At 31.7% G+C, this 21,515-nt stretch carries 16 protein-coding genes; 11 read left to right on the plus strand and 5 right to left on the minus strand.

The window, feature by feature from the left end; all coding sequences use genetic code 11:
• The first annotated feature begins 59 nt into the window (after nucleotides 1-59).
• The 3 genes from ACH0AK_RS01985 (at nucleotide 60) to ACH0AK_RS01995 (ending at nucleotide 5,086) form a co-directional block, all read left to right on the plus strand.
• On the plus strand, nucleotides 60-401 hold the full coding sequence (locus ACH0AK_RS01985) for a DUF7006 family protein (protein WP_430395222.1): 342 nt from the start codon (nucleotides 60-62) through the stop codon (nucleotides 399-401).
• Between the two features lie 838 nt (nucleotides 402-1,239).
• Nucleotides 1,240-3,522 carry a binary toxin-like calcium binding domain-containing protein gene (locus ACH0AK_RS01990; protein ID WP_347082534.1) on the plus strand — a complete coding sequence of 761 codons (2,283 nt, stop codon included), beginning with the start codon at nucleotides 1,240-1,242 and terminating at the stop codon, nucleotides 3,520-3,522.
• 154 nt (nucleotides 3,523-3,676) lie between these two features.
• A complete protein-coding gene (locus ACH0AK_RS01995; protein WP_347082536.1) occupies nucleotides 3,677-5,086 on the plus strand; it encodes an anthrax toxin lethal factor-related metalloendopeptidase in 1,410 nt (469 codons plus the stop codon).
• Nucleotides 5,087-5,374: 288 nt separating this feature from the next.
• On the opposite strand, the gene ACH0AK_RS02000 is transcribed toward ACH0AK_RS01995, so the two are convergent.
• The 3 genes from ACH0AK_RS02000 to ACH0AK_RS02010 form a co-directional block, all read right to left on the minus strand.
• A complete protein-coding gene (locus ACH0AK_RS02000) occupies nucleotides 5,375-5,680 on the minus strand; it encodes a type I toxin-antitoxin system Fst family toxin (protein ID WP_347083952.1) in 306 nt (101 codons plus the stop codon).
• A gap of 451 nt (nucleotides 5,681-6,131) precedes the next feature.
• Nucleotides 6,132-6,362 (minus strand): reverse transcriptase domain-containing protein, encoded by a 231-nt coding sequence (locus ACH0AK_RS02005; RefSeq protein ID WP_499796715.1) that lies wholly within the window; start codon nucleotides 6,360-6,362, stop codon nucleotides 6,132-6,134.
• 131 nt (nucleotides 6,363-6,493) lie between these two features.
• Complete coding sequence (locus ACH0AK_RS02010) at nucleotides 6,494-6,682, minus strand: hypothetical protein (protein WP_347082540.1); 189 nt, start codon at nucleotides 6,680-6,682, stop codon at nucleotides 6,494-6,496.
• A gap of 1,226 nt (nucleotides 6,683-7,908) precedes the next feature.
• Between ACH0AK_RS02010 and ACH0AK_RS02015 the strand changes: the two genes are divergently transcribed.
• From ACH0AK_RS02015 to ACH0AK_RS02035, 5 genes are all read left to right on the plus strand, one after another.
• A complete protein-coding gene (locus tag ACH0AK_RS02015; protein ID WP_347082542.1) occupies nucleotides 7,909-8,967 on the plus strand; it encodes an acyltransferase in 1,059 nt (352 codons plus the stop codon).
• Complete coding sequence (locus tag ACH0AK_RS02020; RefSeq protein ID WP_347083951.1) at nucleotides 8,945-10,156, plus strand: glycosyltransferase family 2 protein; 1,212 nt, start codon at nucleotides 8,945-8,947, stop codon at nucleotides 10,154-10,156. The genes ACH0AK_RS02015 and ACH0AK_RS02020 overlap by 23 nt, the downstream gene beginning before the upstream one ends.
• 864 nt (nucleotides 10,157-11,020) lie before the next feature.
• On the plus strand, nucleotides 11,021-12,490 hold the full coding sequence (locus ACH0AK_RS02025) for a helix-turn-helix domain-containing protein (RefSeq protein WP_347082546.1): 1,470 nt from the start codon (nucleotides 11,021-11,023) through the stop codon (nucleotides 12,488-12,490).
• 121 nt (nucleotides 12,491-12,611) lie between these two features.
• A complete protein-coding gene (locus tag ACH0AK_RS02030; RefSeq protein ID WP_347082547.1) occupies nucleotides 12,612-14,003 on the plus strand; it encodes a polysaccharide deacetylase family protein in 1,392 nt (463 codons plus the stop codon).
• Between the two features lie 256 nt (nucleotides 14,004-14,259).
• A complete protein-coding gene (locus tag ACH0AK_RS02035; protein ID WP_347083950.1) occupies nucleotides 14,260-15,870 on the plus strand; it encodes a hypothetical protein in 1,611 nt (536 codons plus the stop codon).
• 308 nt (nucleotides 15,871-16,178) lie between these two features.
• Here the strand turns inward: ACH0AK_RS02035 and ACH0AK_RS02040 are convergent, their stop codons facing one another.
• Nucleotides 16,179-16,703 (minus strand): IbrB-like domain-containing protein, encoded by a 525-nt coding sequence (locus ACH0AK_RS02040; RefSeq protein WP_347082550.1) that lies wholly within the window; start codon nucleotides 16,701-16,703, stop codon nucleotides 16,179-16,181.
• Nucleotides 16,679-17,995: a DUF3440 domain-containing protein gene (locus tag ACH0AK_RS02045; protein WP_347082552.1), complete on the minus strand. Its 1,317-nt coding sequence runs from the start codon at nucleotides 17,993-17,995 to the stop codon at nucleotides 16,679-16,681. Before ACH0AK_RS02045 ends, ACH0AK_RS02040 begins: the two co-directional genes overlap by 25 nt.
• A gap of 1,235 nt (nucleotides 17,996-19,230) precedes the next feature.
• On the opposite strand from ACH0AK_RS02045, the gene ACH0AK_RS02050 reads away from it, so the two are divergent.
• The 3 genes from ACH0AK_RS02050 (at nucleotide 19,231) to ACH0AK_RS02060 (ending at nucleotide 21,502) form a co-directional block, all read left to right on the plus strand.
• On the plus strand, nucleotides 19,231-19,539 hold the full coding sequence (locus tag ACH0AK_RS02050) for an LPXTG cell wall anchor domain-containing protein (protein ID WP_023520670.1): 309 nt from the start codon (nucleotides 19,231-19,233) through the stop codon (nucleotides 19,537-19,539).
• A 24-nt stretch (nucleotides 19,540-19,563) separates the two neighbouring features.
• Nucleotides 19,564-20,370, plus strand: coding sequence for a WxL domain-containing protein (locus tag ACH0AK_RS02055; RefSeq protein WP_178946642.1), 807 nt, complete (start codon nucleotides 19,564-19,566; stop codon nucleotides 20,368-20,370).
• Nucleotides 20,371-20,461: 91 nt separating this feature from the next.
• Nucleotides 20,462-21,502: a WxLIP family cell surface protein gene (locus tag ACH0AK_RS02060; protein ID WP_137071953.1), complete on the plus strand. Its 1,041-nt coding sequence runs from the start codon at nucleotides 20,462-20,464 to the stop codon at nucleotides 21,500-21,502.
• Nucleotides 21,503-21,515: the final 13 nt, after the last annotated feature.

Consider the following 21,515-nt stretch of genomic DNA (forward strand, 5'->3'; position numbering starts at 1 on the left):
AAAATTTTTTTAAGATTGATGCTGCCTTTTTTAACCGTTAATAGAAAGGAGTAAAGCTACTGTTTAAAACAAAAAATGAGTATGTTGACTATTTTAAAAATTTTATAGAGATGCAGGGAATAGTCGGTAAAGATTTAGAGAAATATGTACAAAAACAATTCAGGCTATTAGATCAACTGATTAGTGGAATTTCTGAGGAAACATTTTGGCAGATGTTTCCTGAAATATTAGGTATTGATGCAAAATTAAACCTGATTGCTGAACTAATAAGGTGGCAAGATTTTTCCGCTGATGATATTATACGTATAGTTGAAAATGACTATGTATATTATTTTAAAGAGTTGTGTGGATATGATTTAAATAATAAAATAAATCATTCAATGATTTTTAATATTCTTTGATACATCATGGATCTTTTATGTGTCAAAGAAACTCTCATGAGTGTTAGTGTATGAACGATAATTATTTTATTTACAGTTATCGTTCTATGCATTTTCTGTTGTTATACTTGTTAGTAAATTAATTAATAATTACGGTTTTTTGTATCGTGAATTAAGCAATTACTATTTCTTTGGCATTTTATTTAAAATCCATACAGATTAAAAGAGATATAATCAGATTGTGTCTCTGTTGTCCTATATAAACATAACATATAGCTGTAGGTGGAAAATGCTCTCTCTACTAAAATAAAACAAGCATATATAGTTGAATTTCCTGCAACTTTTCAGCTGTAATTGTAAGCGTTTTTTTCTGATGTATTGAGATCTGAAACAGACAATGATGAAATAAAATATACCCTTCTATTTTTCTAAATTTTACCGTGACTATTTACACTAAAACAACTTAATATCTGATTAAACTTTTTCTATTAAAATAGCTAATGAAATGTTGGAAAAGATCAATATGGTTTTAAATAATTTTGTCTAAATACAGGGATACAAAATTTTGTGTTACTGCTTATTAAATATATCAAGGATACCACTATCCTTTGCAAATTTGAGTGTCTATAGAATAAGTTATTATAAAAATAAATACGAAGGAGGCTTGTCTATGATAAAAGAGAAGTAGTATGGTTTTAGTGTTACCCATACTTTATCATTATTGCTAGTTTTTGAGGCAACAAATAAGTTATTAATATAACTTCTTAGCGTTTGACTCTGATTTAGAAAATCACTATTAAAGTAGAAAAAATATAGTGAATGATTAAAACATCTATCTAACAGTAGGAGGTTTAAAAAATTGAAAAAAAACATATTAAAAGCATTATTTTTATTGGCGACATTATTAGTGATCAGTTCACAGGTAAATGCCCAAGAATCAGTAACCAGTGAGGCACAAAAGCAAATGCAATATGGGGTGATGGGTTACTATTTTGAAGATAATAAATTTCAAAATGCTATACTTGTTGGACCTACGTATAAAGATACATTATCATTTAACAAACAAGATACAAAAGATTTAATTACGGATTCACAAAAATTTTCTTCATTTCGTTGGATCGGTGAGCTTAGAAGTTTAGAAAGTCAAAATTATCATAGCTTTAAATTGACAGGTATAAATAACTACAAGATTGAAATAGATGGTGAATCAATTGATGTAAAAGATAAATTAACATTAAAGAAAGATCAACGGATCAAATTAAAAATAGAAGGAATATCAGATACTCCACTATCCATAACTGATATTGAAGAAATAAAATTAGTGGCTCAAAGTAGTAGCGGCATCGAACACTTTTTCGATAATCAGGAGTTAAATACTCCCGACACTAGAAGTGATGAGTGGAAAAAAATCATTTCTAATGCTGGTAATGATAATTTATTTAGATTGAAAAATAATATGCCTTTGCTAGATACCGATGGTGATCATATTTTTGATGAATGGGAAATTAATGGATACACTATTCAAAATAGGATAATCGTACCTTGGAAAGATGAGTATGAGCAATCTGGTTATACAAAATTCGTTTCCAATCCATTTGAGGCACATACAGCAGGTGATCCTTACACAGATTATGAAAAAGCTGCGAAAGACATGCCACTTGCAAATAGCGAAGAAGTATTCAATCCTCTAGTTGCCGCATTCCCTGCAGTGAATGTTAATCTGGAAAATATCATCCTATCATCCAATCAAGATTTGACAAACAGTGTTAGCTCTAATCACTCTACTAATTGGACCTATTCCAATACTGAAGGAGTAGATGTTACAGCAGGTTGGCAAGGTCTAGGACCTAATTTTGGTGTTACCGGACATTATACCCATAGCAACACCGTTGCTAATGAGTGGGGAGGCTCCAATGATGACACAACCCATATAAATAGTGCTGAATCAGCCTTTCTAAATGCTAATGTGAGATACAATAATATTGGAACTGGAGCGATCTACGAAGTTAAACCCACAGTTAGCTTTGTACTTAATAACGATACACTAGGAACCATCCGAGCAAAAGATAATACAACAGCACTAGCTATTTTGCCTAATGAAAGTTATCCTATGAAGGGGCAAAATGGGATTGCTATTAACACTATGGACGACTTTAATTCAAGACCTATTCCGTTAAATAAGAATCAATTAGCCACCTTTATATCAAATAAATCACCAATTTTATTGGAAACAAATCAAGTCGACGGAAGATATATGATTAAAGATTCTACAGGGAACATAAGATTGGGTGGTTTTTGGAATGGTGTAGAGCAACAAATTAAAAAGAGAACAGCTTCAGTAATTATTGATGACGGAGAGTCTGTAGTAGAGCGTAGAATTGCAGCGAAAAATCCATCTGATCCAGAAGATAGAACACCGAAGTTAACATTGAAAGAAGCTTTAAAAATAGGATTCAAAGATATAAGGGAACAAGACGGTAAACTACTTTACAAAAATAAGTCTATAGAAGAATATCATAGTGTAGCTTTTTTAGATGAATTTACGGCACAGAGAGTACGACATCAACTCTCCGATAATCAAGGAGCCTATAGAGATGTATCGGATCTCTATGAAATAATCATAGAGCCTGAAATGGCCATTACCATAAAACAACCAAAATTTTATGATGATGCCAGATCAGAAATTAGCTCTCTAGGTAGGATGAATAATATTGTCTCACATAGAATGATAGATGATTTGGACAATAAAGGGGGGGTGTATCATGCACAGACAACTAACTCTCCCATGAATACTGTTCGATTAGATTTTAGTGATGACATATTAAAAAATTTGAACCCAAATTCTAAATATTCAATAACATTATCAGTTAAAGCAGATTCCAAATACCCTACTTCCACAGTTACTCTGAGAACTTTAGGACGTTTTGGCACTATGAATGGACCCAATCAAAGGTATAATATCTCTACAGATGGTTACCAAAGAATTTCCGTTGTATATGATCCTGGAATATATGGTGGGGGAGAAAATACAATACTAAGTACTTTGGAGTTAGTAATTTTTTCAGTTCCAGCGATATCAGATACTCAAGGGGTATACTTTAAAGATATATCAATAACAGAAATAGGCACATGGAGACAATGATATAAATACTTTTTATACTTCATACAATGTAACAGTTTACTTGATATGGTTAAAACCTCTAAAATTTACTAAATAATAAAGTTCTGATAGAAGCATAACAATTTGCATACAGTGTTGTATCTCCGTTGGAATTTTGAAAGGAGCGACTATATTTATGAAAATAATATTAGCGATGTTTCTATTATTAGTAAGTATATTTTTATTCCCAAATTATGTCGAGGCCGCCAGAGATTTTAGGGTGAAAGACTATGATGAGGCAGTGGATGAAATTATTAATGAATTCGAATCATTCAGGGATTCTTTAACTGAGCAAGAAGAAGATACTCTTAGGACCTTTGAAAGTAATATAAATAGAGAATCTACGGAAACAGATCCACATTTGAATTATCTTTTAAGAGTTACTGGTGGACACTTGGATTCTTTACCCAGAGGTTTAACTCCCGAAGAAATACTCAAAATAAGTACAATAAAATCAGAAAACGAAACCCTCGAGGAACTATTTAGGAGAGAAAACGGAAGAGTAAAGGAAGGTCTCTTTCTATATTCCTCTTTATCATCTTCAGATTTTTTTATACCTGAATCAACATTCTATACTCGAGATAATCCAAATCTGTTAGTGGAAGACAGAGTTAGACACTTAAGGGATAATCTCAAATATGGTATTTCTAGTGATTTCCTAACTGGAAGCCCTGTCGGAGATGAACCACAATCTGCAGGCTTTTTTAAATATAGAATTAGAATACCTGCAAATACTCACTTAGTACATTTAAATCCTGCAATGGATTACTTAGTAGTCGATAAAGGGACTGGCATAGAAGTTAAAAGCATACGAATTTCTACTGAAAAAGGAAGGCAAATCGTTATTGTTGAAGCAGATCTGGTTTCAAAAGAAAGCATCGATTCAAGAATAGCCGACATTAGCAGCAACATAAATGCAAAAATAGTTGATAAGATGGAGAACGAGAAATTTTCAGACATTTTTAAATTGGATTTAACAGGGCGAGGAGCTTCTTTAATTGCAGAACAAGCAACAGATACGGTTAGTAAATTTCTTGAGCTAGTCCCAAAGAAATTACTAAATGAGGGATTGGAGTTCATGCAAGAAAAAGAAGGGAGAATCATTTTTGTAGACCGCTTACTTGGTTATGTAGACGAAGCAATACCAGCGGGACTAACTATTTCAGAAACACAAGAGACAGTCAATAGAATTAATAAGTCCGCTGGTAGGTATAATATAAATAAGAGAATGCTTGTGATCAATGGCCATGCTTCTGGAGCAGCTGGTAAGGAGATGGATCCAGAGAGACTATTGCATGAATTTGGGCATGTTATAGATAATGTGAAGGGAGTTTCCACTTCATCTGAAGGTGAATTGATATCGGGAACAGCTGAGTTTCAAGAAATATACGATGATGAAAAAAATAATTTAAATGAATATGCCGCTTCAAATAAAGAAGAATTTTTTGCGGAAGCTTTTCGACTTTTTTATTCTGATAGCGAAGCAAATAAAAGTCTTCTTAGAGAACAAGCCCCTAGAGCATATGAATTTATGAAAAATTTATAAAATAATTTTCCATTGTGATATAGAGTAAATAAAAAAGCATCATGGATTTAATTTTATATCTAAAGTATTTAGCAAATCTTAGAAAGTATATGATGAAAAAGTTGTGCTAGTAGTATAATGCTAGTTATGGACGATCATTTAAGTTTTTTTAGAAACAAAGAGGCTATATTTTATTTATGAATTGTGAAGATTTTGTACAAGAAAATCAAAAAGACAAGCCTACTGCGAATAGGCTTGTTTTTTTTACATTCGTTGCGACTCCGAACGTGAGAATTATCGACAACTTGCTTAATTATCGTCTTTTTCATCTAACAAATGAGAAACTTGCTCAATGACTATCCCAACGAAAGTTGGTGCGATAATCAATGAGAAGATTTTGTTTAACAAGAGAAACGCAGAATAGGGTAGCCTCTTTGCAGAGATTACCCCTTTCGTAGAACGGAGCGTGAGACTTTCACCGCACTCCGCTCGCACATTCTTAAAGCAACTTAAGTAGTTGCCCAGTTTTAGAATTTTGTAGCTTTTTTTGATTGACAACACGTAATCTATTTTTCCTGAGACGGAAATATTTTTCAGCAAGAAAACAATTAACATCTTCACATGGCACAGTATGGCGAACGATGGAAGTTAGATGTATTGGACATAATATTGCTGTTTTAGAGCAAAAGATTATAACCCCCATAAAGCGTTGCCCAATATCTTCTCATTATCCACAAGTATGACTTGTTCGGATGTCTACATCTTGCCCAGTGTCGGAGATATAACCATAATTGTTTGTTTACTTCCCGAATGCCTCACTTGAACACATTGATAAGTGATAGTTAGTCCATATAGCCCATACTCGCAAAGTGAGTTTCAAATTCTGAATTAGTAGGTCTTGGGATGAGGAATAATGTACTTTAATAACTTGTTTCAATGTTTATTTAATTTTCTTTATAGATTTTTTCGATGGTTGAACAGTCAGCTTGTTGCGCTTATATTTTCTGAAATTCCACCCAAGAAAATCGAAGCCTTGATTGATATGCTCAATGAGTGTTTTTTCATCCTATAATGAAAGCCTACGTTCTTTTAGAAACTCATTAATCATGTTTTTTACTCCTAAGAGTATTTCTGGAGAGTCTCCAGTGACAATGAAGTCATCTGCATATCGAACAAAATTTATTTTGTGTTTGTTGTACCTGACCGCAATGGATCCCTTTTTATTAGACCAATATTTAGATTTTATACTTTTCTCTAAGCCGTCTAACGTAATATTTGCTAGCGTAGGGGATACAATTCCATCTTATGCTGTTCCCATTGTAGTAGGGAATAGATTTTTTTCCATGTATCCACTTTTCAAAAACTTTCTCAACATGTTTTTTCAAAAGGAATATTATCAATCAACCATTGATGGCTGATATTGTCGAATCAGCCTTTTATGCCCCCTTCTAGTATCCATTGAGCTGAATATTGTCTGCACAGAGCTTTAAAAACTTTTTTTCCTGCGTCTTTCGCACTTTTAAAACTTCTAAAACCATAAGAGTTAGAGTCCAAAGTGCATTCTGAAACAGCCTCCAAAGCTAGTAAATACAGTGCTTGCATGGCACGGTCAAGCATACATGAACTTCCCAAAGACCTCTTTTCTTTCTTGTCAAATTTGGCAATATAGATTCTTTTTACAGCTTTTGATGAGTAATGATTAAGATTTAGTTATTCAATTGCTTGAAATTTATGAGAGTTTGTTTTCCAGATTGTCCCATCAATTCCATATGTATTTTTCCTTTTATTCGAATTACTATGGTTTTAGGTGCTTCAGCATATAATGTTTTTTGTGAGTAAGCATGTTGAGGAATATGAAGTATTCAATTACTTAAAAGAGAAAAAATCAAATAAATAATATGAGAACAGCACGTATAGTTTTTATTTGAGATAGCCTGTAACGAAACAATGGATTCTCTTAAAATTGAAAGTTTATATAAAATAAACATTCTTTAAGATTGAATATGAGAGTGTAGAATATTTTGTGTAACTTATAAAATAGTAGCCAGTAGAATTAAGAAGTATTATTTACATGATCAATGTTATTGAGAGATAGTACAGGTAACTACACAACATAACAAAGTTAAAAAGCGTTTTTCCTTAAAATGAATCACTATTAAAAATAGTTATGAAGAGTCCTGATTTAAGAAGTTCTATTTTAAAAATAACTGATTTATTAAATATTTGAAGGTTATATTTCTTACACGTAATTGTGCTTAAATTTAATTGTTTCATTAGTTTTTTTACCTGTTTAAGAGAGTCTTACATCCATCCTTTTAACAATACATGATAAATTTTTATTAAACCATACCTTATTTATACAAATACGTTAATTAAATCATGCAAACATTTTTATTTTCTAACCCCTTACAAATATGTAATGAATAAATCAGATATAACAATGGTCATAAAAAAAGTTTTATAGATAATTAAATATATAAAACTTAGAAGGTTTATATATGCTAATAATCAAATTGATTATTCCATTAAAAGTAACCTCTCCATTAGTAACCGAATTTCTTAATTGGTTATCTTGGTATTACACATTACTTGTCTATATATCTTCTATATGGGTGTAATAGATCCGAACATTCCTCTGTTCGTTTTCTTAAAAAATTGTTTCTGCTACTTCCCTGGTCTTTCATGTTTCTTCCGATAATCTTTATTTGTCCTATCTGCTGATCTTTAAAATCCAATTATTTTTATTACAAAAAAAAAAATTTGGATTTTAGTGTGATTTAATACATAAAAAACAAAAAATGAAATTGTTATAATTTATTTTATCAATACTTTAGGAGGTATCTATGGAACGCAATCATTCTATTGATTTAATTAAGTCTTGTGCGGCATTTTTTGTGGTTTCCGTTCATTTTTTATTAAATAGTGGTTTTTATGATGAAACGATTCAATCAAATATGATAATTTTTTGGATGTTGACTAGGAATTTAACAATAATAGCAGTACCACTCTTTTTATTAAGTACAGGATTCTTAATGAAAAATAAACAATTGTCAATTGCTTATCTAAAAAATTTATTTCCCATTCTTTTTCTATATGTAAGTATCTCTCTTTTTGATTGGATTTGTTCATTTTTCATGGATGGATCACAAAACTTTATCGAGGCTATTTTTGGACTCTTTGATTATTCTACAGATAGATATTCTTGGTATGTAGAGATGTATATCGGCTTATACTTAGTGATTCCTTTACTCAATCTAATTTGGCAGTCAAATAAAAATCGATTTTTTCATTTCTATGTTGTAGGTGTATCACTATTATTATTTTTTATACCATCTCTACTTAACTCATTTGGAAAAGTCATTCCAGACTTTTGGGTTACAGCTTATCCCATCGGTTACTATTTTATTGGTGCGTATTTGGCAGAATACCAAGAAGATTTAAAAAAGATGAAAAAAACAGGAATGTTACTTTTAGTTATGATTAGTTGTTTCTTTTTAATTGATTTGCTGATCAGTGTTCAAACAAATTATCAAAATTTTTCTGGGAATGAGTATTCTGGTTTTGAACCATTGCTTATTAGTATTTTATTTTTTGTTTTTTGCCTACAACGATCACTTCCTCACAATAGTCATCGTTTTCTTAAATGGATCAGTACAAGTACATTAGGAATTTATTTAATATCTGATGTGACAGATAAATTGATTTATTCTTTGGCAAAATATGTATTCTCTACATTAGAGATACGTTTGAGATATGGTTTTTTAATTATCTTACTGAGTTTTATTGGAGCTCTAATTCTTAGTTATCCTTTTGAACGGGCAAAAAATTGGCTACAAGATAAACTGAACGGAAAAAAATCCTTGGAAAGGAATGAATCTAATGTTTCTAATAAAGTATATTGACTATTATACCATCGGTTATCCGGTAATTATGTCAATTTTATGGTCTATTGGTGCTTATTTTTCAAGAATAAACTATATTAAAATACAAGAAATGAATTTCTATCCTAAAGTTTCCATAGTTTTATCAGCATACAACGAGCAAGAAACAATTAAAGAGGCAATGGAGGCACTTGAGCAACTAGACTATCCCAATCTAGAAATCATTGTCGTCGATGATAAAAGTACAGATCAAACGTTATCTATACTTAAAGTAATTCAAAGAAAATTTGATATAACGAAACAGCTGAAAATTATTGCTCAAAAACAAAATGCTGGAAAAGCCCATGCTCTAAATACAGCTTTAAGGAAAGTAACAGGTAAATATATGCTTGTTCTTGATGCAGATGCATTATTAGCAAAAGACTCGGTTAAATTACTCATTACTGAACTTGAAAAAAACCCCTTGGTTGGTGCAGTAACAGGTAAACCTGTTGTACGTAATCGATCTACCTTGCTAGGGAAATTGCAAACACTTGAATATATAGGGATTATTGATGGAATTAAGCGGACCCAAACATTTATGCTCGGAACAATCACTACAGTATCGGGAGTGATTGTTATGTATCGAGTTGAAGGGCTAAAAGAAATAGGAGGATTTAATACAGAAGTGATGACAGAAGACATCGATGTAACTTGGCGATTATATCAGAAGGGTTGGCAAGTTACATATCATTATCACGCCCTTGCATATATTCTAGTTCCAGAACACTATTTTAATTTATGGAAGCAAAGAAAGCGATGGTCTATCGGTGGATTAGAAGTATTAATATCTAACTTTTCTTGGGTTTTTAAGGAAGGATCTTTGAAATATAAATTGCTATTGACTGAAATGATATTGAGTCATTTATGGGGATGGAGCTTTTTATTGAGTACATTGAATTATATTATAACAGTTTATTCCCATAAAGTATTAATTATAACGGGGAATATCATTATTTTATTTGTGTTACTATCAATTATTTTATTTGGGATTGGTATGAGTGGGGATAAACATGACAGTCAGCTTCAGTTTCAAGATAAAATAACAGTACCTGTCTATTTGTTGTTTTATTGGGTTATAAACATCATTAGTGCTATTTTATCTGAATTTGTAGTCATCACAGGTCGTACAAGTAAAGGAAAATGGGAAAGCCCAGATCGAGGTGTTTAAAATGAATAAATTGATTATTAGGAAAAAATTTTTTTTGCGTAATTTGTTTGCATCGTTTATTCTTTTTTTTTCATGGTTTTTATTTTTATCATTTCTGCTATGTATGTTCTTTTCAATAAGCGGATATTACTCAGATAGTATCAGTACATTATTTTTACTAATTTATTTTCCCATGAATCAAGTAAAAGAAATATTACATTTTATATTTGCTACCTTAGCCATTTATATATTGCCGACTCTTATAGGAATTGTCAAGTTAACAACGAATGAAGAAAAAAAATACACAGAATGAAGTATATATATTTTACCATTTTTATCTGATAGTTATTAATATAGTTTGTACCTGCACTAAAAAAGAAGTTTATAGGAAGTAAAAAGAAAATTTTTTCTTATATGTTATAACTTGATGAAGTTGGGAGGGGGCATTTTATATGATAAACGAGTATTAGAAGATAATATAATTGTAAATTCATTTTCAAAGATCTATAAAAATTATCAGTTATATTAATTCAGTATATTTTTAAGTACATTTAAGCAATAGATGAAATATCTTAAAAAATGTGGGATGTCGATTTTTACCATGAAACAGTTTATTGAAAAATGGAGAAAAAAATTTAACGTAAGGATTGCCATCCTTACTTTCGAAGATATAGAGGTCACATTATCTAACAATCAATACATTTCCAATTTTAAAAAAAAGTTTCTTTTTCTGTTTTTTTATTACAGACGAAACTGAAAAGAATCTATCTGAATCACAAATGGAAAGTTGAGATCAAATAGTAAAAGATACATCTCTTAAAATAAATATAATAGAATAAAAAAAATAAATGATAAAAAGTTAAACGAACAAATCAGGAGGTAGATATGACAATAAATAAGTTAGACTTATTAAGTAATTCGGCTAGGTATCAGTTAGATATCTTAAGAATTTTTGATGCACATAATGGTCAAATTCTATCTATTGAAATCTTAGTTGAATTACTTGGCATTTCTAAGTTTAAAGTTAATAAATATATTCTAGAACTAGAACAAGTTTTAGAAGAAACGACTTCAGCTCGAGTAATCTATCTGTCAAAAGGAGATATAGAAATCTATCACCTATCCAATGAAGTAATTCGTAAAATTCAACTTTATTATTTAAAACAATCAGATTTATTTTTACTTCTCCATGAAATAGTACAATTCGAATCGACACCAGAAAAATTTTCACAAAAATTCTTTTTAAGCCGCTCAAAAGCATATATGATCAAAAATAAACTCGAAGATATCTTATTTGAAGCTGACATTCACATCAATGAAGGAAAATTAGTGGGTGATGAAATAACGATTCGTCGTGAAATATTTGCTATTTATTACTTTTTTTTTAACGGATTAGAGGCACCTTTTGATATCACTTTACGACACAATAAGCATGAGGTAATGGAAATAATTATCCATACACTTAATTTAGATACGGTCATCACCCGATTAGCCAAATTAGAGTTATTTTTAAGTATTGTAATTTTAAGAATGATGAATAACAATTATATAGAAACGGTAGAAATTGAATTTGCTAACAGTCATTCAGAAAAAATCCAGCAACAATTAGAATTTATACAAAAAAAATTACAAAAAATTGTGTCGATTCCTAAAGAGAAGCAAAAATACGAACAATTATGGCTATTAGTTTTTTTAATAAGTGAAGAATGTATCTCATTAACAGATTATGCAACAATATTTAAAATTTGCCCGGATCTAACTGATTTAACGAATAAACAAGTAGATTATATATTTCAAACTTTAAAGCTTTCATTTCCTAAAACTGAACAAAAACAACGACGATTACAATTGTTTCAAGAGCTGAACCTTACAAATTTCAAGTTAGTGTTCGCCAGCTATTCACACCTAACATTTTATACTTTTGAAGAAGAAAGTTTGTTTGCAGAATTATATCCTCAATTTCATCAAGTGGCAAAAAAATTTGTTGAAATGGTAAGAAAAAGTAATATTTACAATAAACAATTGATCATAAAATCAGGTCTTTATTATGATTATATTTTTGCTATTATTTCTGTTATCCCACAAAAATACTTATTTGATAAAATTTATATTTGTGTCGATTTTTCTCAAGGATCATCTTATACTTCTTTCATTGCAGAAACTATTAAAATATTTCAAAGCCTAAATATTGAGGTTCAACAGAAAGTGAATAATCAAACACAATTATATGTGAGTGATATAATGATCGATAAATTAAATTGTCCTCAGATTATTTGGAAAAATCCACCAAGTGATTATGACTGGTTACTCTTTGGTGAAATGCTGATAAAAGTGAGCAATAAAAGTGGAATTTAGCTCTTTAATCGTTAACTGGATGCTAGTATCTACTTTTTTTTATTAAAAAATGATATTAGATGAAACTTACTGTGCTTTTTTTTCGTCATAAATTATAAAAAAACGAAAGAGAGGCAACGCTATGAAAAGATTATTAATAACTATATTCGGTATATTGATTCTTACTTTATTAGTGGGTATTCCATATAAATACCTAATGAATCAAGTTTATAAAAAAGATCAAACAAATTTTGAAATGCAAATCGAAAAAATAATTAAAAAAGAGTTTTTTAATCATGATATGGCTCAAATTGGAAAGTCAAAGAGTGGTGATAATAAATACAATAAATATAATATGTACTATTCTACGTCTGAAAAGGAACATATTATAAAACAATTGGAAGCTCAAACAAAGGAGGCTTCGAAGCAAATGAAGGATTCTCGGTCAATGGTTCTTTCATACGTCAACGAACAAAAGGTGAATGATAAGATTATTAAACGACAATTAGTTACAAAAAAATATGTTTGGGATGAAAAAACAAAGTGTTTAAATTATTTTGGCGAAGTGAAAGCAATCGCGGAGATACTTTTATCCAAAAATCGAAATAACTCACGATTAAAAGATATTGTCAATGATGAAGGAGATTTTCTAGCAATAAAAAGAATCATACAAGAACAAGTGCTCAACACACATGCTAGTTTAAAATCAACACTCGATGAGGAGAAAATAAACCAAGTGCTTATGGGAGATTTTTTGACTAATAGTAGTAAAATTACCATTTTTCCTCATTCATTAGAAATTAGGTTCGATAAAGAAATTGTTGGAATGAAAAAAATAAATGTAAGCTTTGAAAAAATATTTCCATTTATTAATCCGGAAATCGCTTCTGATATAGATGTATCGAAAAAGGAAATAGATAAAAAAAGAAAATATGTCGCACTCACGTTTGATGATGGACCTAACGATACATCTACTAATAAATTATTAGAAAAGCTCAAAGCAGAAAAGATAAAAGCGACCTTTTTTGTTTTAGGACAGATGGTTGATAAGAATCCAGAAGTCGCAGAACAAATTATACGAGAAGGTCATGAGCTTGGTAGTCATTCCTACACTCATCCAGATTTAACCCATTTGAGCCCTGACAAAATCAAAGAAGAAGTTTTGAAGACTGATAAAGCAGTTTTTCGTGCTACAGGGGTATTGCCCAGACATTTTCGACCACCATACGGAGCTGTAAACAGATCAGTGGCAAAAAGCATTGGATTGCCTATTATCCAATGGAATGTAGACTCTGAAGATTGGAAAGTTAAAGATAAAGATTTGATTGTAAATAAGGTAATGAACACTGTTAAAAATGGATCAATCATTTTGATTCATGATATCCATGATCTATCTGTAGAATCCATCCCAAAAATGGTGAATCAACTAAGAAAAAGTGGGTATGAATTTGTGACTGTAAGCGAATTGCTCTCCCACGGTCAAAAACCAATGAATCAATATTTTGGTATGAATGATAGCAGAGAAATTAAATAGAAATCTCTAATAGTCATTTAATTATTTCAAAAGAGGATAGGAGGGATGCGCACCAAGAAGCTTTTTTCTCTTGAAAAATTGCCCCTACAGGGTCATCAGGCATGACGGGGTATATGGAACATAGAAACGAAAGGTTACGTTAGTCAAAAGAATAACTGTACCTAAAATGAATATGCTGTCAAATCGACTATAGATAATATTTTCTTTTTTATTGAAATTAGTTTAGTAAAAAGGAAAATGCTTTGAAAGGAGAATTATGTCAATACTGCTTAGAGTAAATAATCATAGACTAAGAGAAAGGAAATACTATATCTTTCTTACCTTGTTTAGTTTTTTGATAATGCTGATATTTTCTAAGTCTTCTCCACTCTATTTTATAAATGATTGGGTAGATGCCAATGCTTTTTTCTCTGTGGGTAAAGGAATAGCACATGGACAAGTACCGTATAAAGATCTATTTGAGCAAAAGGGAATCCTTTTGTATGTCATTCATACAATTGGCTATAAGTTGAGTTCCACTTCTTTTTTTGGAGTCTACTTATTAGAAAGTATTTCATTTACTATTTCAATGATATTCTTTTTTAAAATTTGTAGTTATTATTTTTCAGAGAAAATCGCTTGTGTTATTACTTTTTTATCACCAATAATTTTGTTAAATAAGGAGTATTTTCGCGCAGGAGATAGTGCTGAGGAGTTTGCCTTTCCTTTTGTCTTAGGTCTTTTATATTTAATCATATCTATTTCTAACACTGACAAAAGAATAGAAGGGAAACAATATTTCATCCAAGGATTATTCATGGGGTGTGTATTTTGGATAAAATACACTTTAATAAGTCCATGGATTGCTTTTTTCTTCTTTTTTGGGATCAATTATTTAATAAAAAAAGATTTTCACCAATTATTTAAAGCAATCATTTGTAGTACGATGGGATTTTTGTTAATTAGTATGCCAATCATTTTATATTTTTGGATTAATCATGCGCTATATGCCATGTATTTTGTTTATTTTAAATTCAATATGGTATTATATCCACAATTAGTTAACCAAGGCAATAATATAAATATAACTAACCGATTTTTTAGTACTTTAAGAATATTTATTACTTTAATGTGGGCTAATAAAATTCTTTTATCTATCTTATTGATAGGATCTATCTATCTATTATTTACAAAGACCATTTTTAAGCGACTATTTTTTAAACTATTATGGGTACTCTTAGTTTTGTGTTCCAACTTTTTTATTTTTTATGGAGGTATCCCACTAAAATATTATATTTTACTGGACTTAGTAATATTACTAGTTGGATTTTTAGGTTTCTGTGTATTATTGAGAGATTTAGCCACTCGATATAAACTACAAAATCCTATCGTAATTAATTCTATATTATCGGTTATAGTTGTTCTGAGTGTTCTATTAATGATAAATTTTAATGATACATTTAAAGACATGCGTTTCTTTACAAATCGTCCCGGGGTTCAAATAAAAAATTCTGAAAATACAAATCCCAATGCTGACGCACCAGCCCAGATAGAATTTGCTAAGTATTTAACAGATAAGAAGAATGTAACTTTGTTAAATTATCAGTTTGTGGACTATGGTTTCTCGGTAATACCAGATATTGTTCCAAATGTTAAATACTTTATGAATATAAATATTCCTTACAAAGTTTATCAAGAAAGTATGGATCAGCAAAACAAATACGTGGAAGAAAAAAGAACAGATTATGTGATAGCTGGTCTAAAACTGAACGAAGATGTCAATAATTTTGGTACACCTTGGCTCCACTGGAATTATCGTCCGATTGCTGTTCATGTACAGCAACGTGAGGAAAGTATTGTAAAATATGTTCTTTATGAGAAAAAATAGAAAGTAGGTTCTGTTAAACCTTCTTTTTTGTACAATATTATTTTCTTTTTGGGTTCACTGGGAAATACTTATAGAAAATAGTGGTAGAAAACCGAGCAACCACTTGAAGATCAAGTTAGTTGTTCGGTTCGTTTTTTTAACTTTTTCAAATTCTATCGATTAATTTCACAATAGAATGTTCCTTTAGGTATCTGATTGGTAGCAAGAATCTCTTTAACGGAATGTTCGCCACTTTTGTATATTCGAACTGCAATATCTAATTTTTCTTTTGCTAATTTTTAGTTCAATAAGTACAAAAATCTACATTTTTATATCTCTTCCCATGCATTGGAGAACTCTTTATCTCTAAACAAAGAAGCTAGTCCACTTATTTGCTTTAGTCGCAATAACTCATCTTTATCCATACCTAAATTAGTCATGATCCATTGGTCACCTAAACCAGCTTCTACTAAATTTTGAATTATTACAACCATTGAATCAATATTATGTGTACCTCTAGCTCTATTATGTCGAATAGTACTTGCGACTCTTTCGGATAAGGGTTTATCAATAATACTTACAGGTAAACATCCTCCTTCTCTCTCATATATTTCCTTTGAGTTTTTCATCACTAAAAATCGATGATAACCATCCACTATTTCGTAATAGTCTTTTTCAGATGAGTAATAGCATACAATTGGCATTGTGTATCCATCTAACAAAATAGATTGCTCTAACAATTTAAATTCTACATGTGCCACTACATTAGGATTATAATCGTTTGCTTGTATTTTTTCTATGGGAATTTTTTTCACATTATAAATGGGACTCAAATAGTGTTTTTGGCTTGCCATTGTTTCATCGCCTCTTTTTGTTTTTGTAGTTCATCTTTTGTTTGAGAAAACCCCATATATCGACAAGATGTATCATTTTTTAAAATAGTTATACACATTCTTTTGTAAGAGGGTAACAATCGAAAGAATTTTGTACCTACAGTATCTGGATATGTGTCAAAACGTATCCAACGATATTCTGATTTATATCGCCTATTGTTTTTTGGTTTCCCTAAATCTTTAAACTTGATAGTTGTTTCTTTTAATTCTTCTACAACAGTTTTTGGGAGTGCACCTCCCGTATTTAACCAATAATTTTTAGAAGAATGAAATTTTTTTAAATAAATACTTCGTGTATGATCAGGTAATGTTTCTAACAGAAAATTTACATATGTTTTCCATTTGTGCCCTTTTGGAAGCAAAACATTTCGAAATCCAACAGCTTTGGTTCCACCATAAATAGCTGCAAAATTTGCACCATTTACGCGACCCAATAAATTACCCCAAGTATCAGGTTCAATTGCTCTATAAAGCTTTAGTGCATGAACCCCGCAGTCATGAAATGGATTAGCTACGCGCATATCATGCAATGGCACTCCAGCATAGTAATACAAATCATAAATTTTATTATATTCCCATCCGAACCGTCCATAAGCTATCCAAACATCTTCAGTCCTCCAATCATACAAAGGATAAAAATTAAAAATATTATGATATACCCGCTTACTATACTTAACCGTTCCAAACATTGTTTCAGTATTTGTTCTTGTAACAGTATGATAACGGTGCAAGCTTTCTTGTGCTCGCATACCAATTAAAACAGCAGTCCGTTTTGCTGCTTCTTTCTCATGCAACCATTTACTTAGCTTCTGTTGAAAAATATAATCCTTCATGCCAATCTGAAAAAAATCAAATTCATGGTTTTCTAAGGTAATTGCATTATTAGGAGGTTGATTGACCCAAATTTCTCTTTGTTGCGGATCCCAGGGCATCCAACTAGCTTGATACATTGAGACGCCACAAGATGCAGTTATTGGCAAACAAATATGATAATACTTAAACTCAGAGTATTTGCCCATACAGTGGTTTACATAGTCTATTGTTTTACTGTATCCGCCTTCATAATCAATGTGATAAACTGAAACAGTTTGTGTACATCGCTGTTTTTTGTAATAGTGATAGAGTAGTTCTAGTAATAAACCGGAATCTTTCCCTCCAGAAAAAGCAATGACAATATGATCAAATTTTGAAAAAATATACTCAAATCTTTTTAAAGTTGCTTCATAGACGTTAATATTTAGAATTTTTTTCATAAATATTCATCCTTTTATTTATTATGGCATCTTATAGTTAACATAGAAGTAAAAGTATCATTTTATAACTTACTGTATATAACCATTACGTATGTGCTTTACAATTAAATTCTCCATATTTTCCATAGAATGATAATTTTTTGCTTTTTATTCAGATTAAAAAAAGTATATGAATAATAAGAGAAAGCTATTTCTATATTTTAGTATACTATAAATAACGTAAAGAACAAGTAATGATCCAAGATCAAACAAAACTGAGAGTAGAAGATTAAATAAAGGTTTATTGACATTCTTAAAAATCAAATGAAAACCTCTTAGAGGAAAAATGGCCGATTGTAAAAAAATGAAACATAAAAAAATAGGTTTGCGAGTGATATTCAAACAGTCTAACTTACGGATTAAAATAATTGAAATTGTAGCGATCGCCAAACAGAACAAAAAAGAAGTCTACAGGGAAGCAGAAAAAAGATTAGGTAGATAGAAATAAACTATCATTAATTTACAAAGAAGATCAGAAAATTTTTAGTTTTGATCCTTTTTAACTTGCTTATTTCATAGTTATTTCAGCTGTTCACTTAATTATGCTCATCAAGATATTTATGAGTATATTCTAAAGAGATAAAAAAGCGATTGTCTCAATAATAATATAATTGTAATGATAGAACATGGAAATATATCGAAGTTATAAATGTGACATAATCAGATTGTGTCTCTTTCGTTTTGTTTCATTTTGGAATTTAGATAGGTCCAACAGAGTATACCCTGTTGGACTTTCTATTTCGCTTTTAAACACTTAAATTAGAAAATGACATCAAAGTTGAGCAAGAAAAATAAAAGATAAGGATCAAAAAACTTAAATATTTTTGATCCTTACCTTTTATTTTTTTTTGAGTACTAATTATTTTCTCCCATTCATTCTGATGAATCAATGATTTCATTTGTTTTTTTTTGGTTATTTTCTAGATATGCATAACGAGGTGAAAATTGTGATTTTCAACCTTATATAAATTGTTATAAGATAATGAGTATAAGGAAGGCTAAAGGTTAAGCCTTGTTTATTCACTAAAACGTATTAGAAACCATCGTTTTTGGGTGTACAGCAATATAGACATCTGAACTTGTCAGATGTCTAAAGCAATGTTGTTAAATTGGCGTTACGATGACTTAGCATACATAAGTATTCGTTATTCTAAAAAACGATCGTTTTTGAGATAGATGTTAAAGGAGGAGGGAAGATGCGAAAAACTATTGGTCTTATGATTGGTCTAATGTCCCTAATAATAGCGATACAATTTCCCCTGCAGGTGTATGGTACACAGGTCCAATCCGTCGAGTCAGAAGGATCTATTGGGTTTACAGGAACTTATGAACCAATCGGTCCACCAGATCCACCTCCCAGCACCAGCCCACAAAAGCCAGGAGGAACTTTGCCAAAAACCAATATGACCGGTAGCTCACTTGGGCTATGGATTGGAAGTTTCTTAGTGGCAGGTGTTTTATTAGTCGTAGGGAATAAAAAAAGAAAAGAAACACAAGAAAATTAATTAAAAGAAAGCAGGAATTTAAGTATGAAATTTATTCGTTTAGCAACTGTAGCCGCATTATCAACCACGATCTTCGCAGGAGGTGTACAGGCTTTCGCTGAAGAGGAAAACCAAGAGTCAAAAGAAGTACGTAAAACAACAACGACCGGTCAGGTCACCTTCACTCCAAATATTGAAGACACAGTAGTAGAACCTGATCCTGAAGGTCCAGATGTGACGATCCCACCAATTCCTGGTACAGGACCACTAACGATTGCAACAGTTCCAACAATGAACTTTGGAACGAAAGTTATCTCAACTGCTGATGAACATTACAACATGATTGCGGAAATGCAACAGAAAGCCGGAACAACAGGCGAGGAAAATATGATTCCTTATGTCAGTATGGCACAAGTTCAAGACACCCGTGGAACGAATGAAGGATGGGAACTGAGCGTGAGTTTAAGTGAATTTCAAGCAAAAACAGATACCCTAAATAGTGTGTTAAAAGGCGCCAAAATCACGTTATTCGATCCTTCCCTTCGTTACAGTGTGAATGATGCAAATCAGGAACCGACGATTCACACAAGTGGTTTAGAGTTGATTCCAAGTGAAGAGGCCGTGCCGGTCATGACAGCTGCTAACCAAAAGGGTGGCGGAACTTCTTCCGTTGTTTGGGGAGATCATGATGCGCTCGCAAAACAAGTAGAAGATGGGGTAGATGTCGTTGAAAATAAGGCGATCCAATTGTTTGTTCCTGGCTCGACTGCCAAAGATGCAGTAACGTATACCTCTACATTGACATGGGAATTAGAACTAACACCAGATAATGAGGAACCTGATGCGGTTTAAGAAGTAAACCATTCCTATTTCCATGTTCCATTAGTCACTGGCAGCGTTACAGATTTCTGTGACGCTGCTTTTTTAGAAAGGATTATGACAAATGATACACAAACAAACGATACAAAAAAGTCTATGGTTGCTTATAGCGCTCTTCTTTTTCTTGCCGCAGGCGGTCCAGGCCGAGGAAACGAGTTTAAATACGTACGTTACCCCTCTTTTTCCAGAGAGCCAAGTGGATGAAAGTAAAGGATACTATGAGTTATTACTCCCTCCTGGACAAAAAGAGACTTTGCGACTAGAAGTCGGAAATTCCAGTTCAGAACCAATCAACGTTCAGGTGACACCGCATACAGCTTATACTAATACTTTGGGGAATGTCGAGTATGGCAAAGATGTTGAAGAAGCGGATCCATCCTTAATCCACTCCTTGGATGAGCTGATGACTCCTTCGGAGGTCATTGCTTTAGCTGGAAATGAAACAAAGGTTATAGAAATTCCTCTGCAAATGCCTAAAGACGCCTTTGAAGGGTATTTAGCCGGCGGCTTACGAATCGCCGAAGTAAAAGAAGAGGAAGATAGCGATGCCCCAGGAGGAGAAGGCGTAGCTATCAAGAATGAGTTTGCCCATGTGGTTGGTGTGGTCGTTAGTAATACTCGAGACTCGGTGCAACCGGAGTTGGAACTATTAGATGTGTTTGCAGATCAATTGAACTACCGCAATGTGATCAGCGCCACGTTACAAAACTTTACGCCCACTTTTGTCAATCAATTGGCGGTGGAAGCGACCGTAAAACGAGTAGGGGAGAACGAGGTTCTCTATAAGGCGGAGAAAGAAATGATGCAGATGGCCCCAAATTCTAATTTCAACTTCCCGATTTCTTTAGAAGGCGACCGTTTTCGAAGTGGGAACTATGTCCTAGAATTAACAGCTACATCTGGAGAGAATGAATGGTCATGGACGCGTGAATTTACAATTGAAGCCGAAGAAGCCCGCAAGTTAAATCGAGAAGACGTAATGATTGATTCTGGTGTCAATTGGTGGATGATCGGTGCGATTATTTTGCTTATTTTAATGCTTGGACTTGTGCTTTACCTGATGTGGCAAAAGAAAAAAGCACGTGAAAACGAAAAAGAAGTATAGAGAGGAGGATTCC

The sequence above is a fragment of the Enterococcus pernyi genome, assembly GCF_045371165.1.
Lineage (GTDB): Bacteria > Bacillota > Bacilli > Lactobacillales > Enterococcaceae > Enterococcus_B > Enterococcus_B pernyi.

Coding starts and splice junctions, on each gene's coding strand:
- ACH0AK_RS02045 (WP_347082552.1), bottom strand. CDS start 17,995: ATGAAAAAAATTCTAAATATTAACGTCTATGAAGCAACTTTAAAAAGA.
- ACH0AK_RS02020 (WP_347083951.1), top strand. CDS start 8,945: ATGTTTCTAATAAAGTATATTGACTATTATACCATCGGTTATCCGGTA.
- ACH0AK_RS02000 (WP_347083952.1), bottom strand. CDS start 5,680: ATGTTAATTGTTTTCTTGCTGAAAAATATTTCCGTCTCAGGAAAAATA.
- ACH0AK_RS02055 (WP_178946642.1), top strand. CDS start 19,564: ATGAAATTTATTCGTTTAGCAACTGTAGCCGCATTATCAACCACGATC.
- ACH0AK_RS01995 (WP_347082536.1), top strand. CDS start 3,677: ATGAAAATAATATTAGCGATGTTTCTATTATTAGTAAGTATATTTTTA.
- ACH0AK_RS02025 (WP_347082546.1), top strand. CDS start 11,021: ATGACAATAAATAAGTTAGACTTATTAAGTAATTCGGCTAGGTATCAG.
- ACH0AK_RS02060 (WP_137071953.1), top strand. CDS start 20,462: ATGATACACAAACAAACGATACAAAAAAGTCTATGGTTGCTTATAGCG.
- ACH0AK_RS02015 (WP_347082542.1), top strand. CDS start 7,909: ATGGAACGCAATCATTCTATTGATTTAATTAAGTCTTGTGCGGCATTT.
- ACH0AK_RS02050 (WP_023520670.1), top strand. CDS start 19,231: ATGCGAAAAACTATTGGTCTTATGATTGGTCTAATGTCCCTAATAATA.
- ACH0AK_RS02040 (WP_347082550.1), bottom strand. CDS start 16,703: ATGGCAAGCCAAAAACACTATTTGAGTCCCATTTATAATGTGAAAAAA.
- ACH0AK_RS02030 (WP_347082547.1), top strand. CDS start 12,612: ATGAAAAGATTATTAATAACTATATTCGGTATATTGATTCTTACTTTA.
- ACH0AK_RS02035 (WP_347083950.1), top strand. CDS start 14,260: ATGTCAATACTGCTTAGAGTAAATAATCATAGACTAAGAGAAAGGAAA.
- ACH0AK_RS02010 (WP_347082540.1), bottom strand. CDS start 6,682: ATGCTTGACCGTGCCATGCAAGCACTGTATTTACTAGCTTTGGAGGCT.